At 70.4% G+C, this 1,504-nt stretch carries 2 protein-coding genes; one reads left to right on the top strand and one right to left on the bottom strand.

What is annotated here, in order from left to right:
* Nucleotides 1-136: 136 nt before the first annotated feature.
* The gene (locus WU80_RS24685; RefSeq protein WP_055404952.1) at nt 137-1,297 is read left to right on the top strand and encodes a cystathionine gamma-synthase; all 1,161 of its coding nucleotides are present in this window, start codon (nt 137-139) and stop codon (nt 1,295-1,297) included.
* 40 nt (nt 1,298-1,337) lie between these two features.
* Here the strand turns inward: WU80_RS24685 and WU80_RS24680 are convergent.
* Nucleotides 1,338-1,504 (bottom strand): GreA/GreB family elongation factor (locus tag WU80_RS24680; protein WP_197286020.1); only part of this gene is annotated, 167 nt, incomplete at its 5' end.

Here is a 1,504-nt window from a genome sequence, read left to right as displayed (position 1 = left end):
GCGTTCCTAGACAGCTCGCACTTCACTCGGAGGTCTTCGTCATGTCACCACGCCACGCCGTCACCAACGTCCGTGGTCAGTACAGCTAGTCGTGCGGGCGCGGTCGGACCGTCGGCCGTCGCTAGGCTGATCGTCGATGAGCGCCGACCGCACCGGACACTTCACCGGACTCGCCACCAAAGCGATTCACGCCGGCTACCGGCCGGACCCGGCGACCGGGGCGGTCAACGCCCCGATCTACGCCAGCAGCACGTTCGCCCAGGACGGCGTGGGTGCGCTGCGCGGCGGGTTCGAGTACGCGCGCACCGGTAATCCGACGCGCGCCGCGCTGGAGGCCTCGCTGGCCGCGGTCGAGGAGGGCCGCTACGGTCGGGCGTTCGGTTCCGGCATGGCCGCCTCCGACTGCGCGCTGCGGGCGATGCTGCGGCCCGGCGACCACGTGATCATCCCCAACGACGCCTACGGCGGCACCTTCCGGCTGATCGACAAGGTGTTCACGCAGTGGAACGTCGGATACACGCCGGTGGCGCTGTCCGACGTGGACGCGGTCCGCGCGGCGCTCACCCCGCAGACACGGCTGATCTGGGTGGAAACCCCGACCAACCCGCTGCTGTCCATCGCCGACATCGCGGCGCTTGCCGAACTCGGCACGCAGTCGTCGTCAAAGGTCTTGGTGGACAACACCTTTGCCTCGCCCGCGCTGCAGCAGCCGTTGACGCTGGGCGCCGACGTGGTGCTGCATTCGACCACCAAATACATCGGGGGCCACTCCGACGTGGTAGGCGGTGCGCTGATCACCGACGACCCGGAGCTGGACGAGGCGTTCGCGTTCCTGCAGAACGGCGCCGGCGCGGTGCCCGGACCGTTCGACGCCTACCTGACCATGCGCGGCCTCAAGACGCTGGTGCTGCGGATGCAGCGGCACAGCGAAAACGCTTCGGCGGTGGCCGATTTCCTCGCCGGGCATCCGGCGGTGAGCGCCGTGCTGTACCCCGGCCTGCCCGGTCACCCCGGGCACGAGGTCGCCGCCCGGCAGATGCGCGGGTTCGGCGGCATGGTGTCGGTGCGGATGCGGGGCGGCCGGGAGGCCGCCCGGGAACTGTGCGCCCGCACCGAGGTGTTCATCCTGGCGGAATCGCTCGGCGGCGTGGAGTCGCTGATCGAGCACCCCAGCGCGATGACGCACGCGTCGACGGCAGGCTCCCAGTTGGAGGTGCCCGACGACCTGGTGCGGCTGTCGGTCGGCATCGAAGACGTCGCCGACCTGCTGGCCGACCTGGAGCAGGCGCTGGCCTAGACAGCCGAGCAAGGGGGCGGTGCCCCCAGCTCGCGTGCGGTTAGGAGTGGTAGGGCTCCGCGCTGACGAGCGTGACCTCGACGGTGTTGCCGTTCGGCACGACGTAGCTGCGGGTCTCGCCCACCTTGGCGTCGATCAGGGCGCCGCCGAGCGGGGAGTTGGGCGAGTACACCTCGAGCTTGCCGTCGTTGACGCCCTCCTGGCGGG

The sequence above is a fragment of the Mycobacterium sp. UM_11 genome (assembly GCF_001414075.1).
Taxonomy (GTDB): domain Bacteria; phylum Actinomycetota; class Actinomycetes; order Mycobacteriales; family Mycobacteriaceae; genus Mycobacterium.
This window is presented reverse-complemented; position numbering and strand designations above follow the sequence as displayed.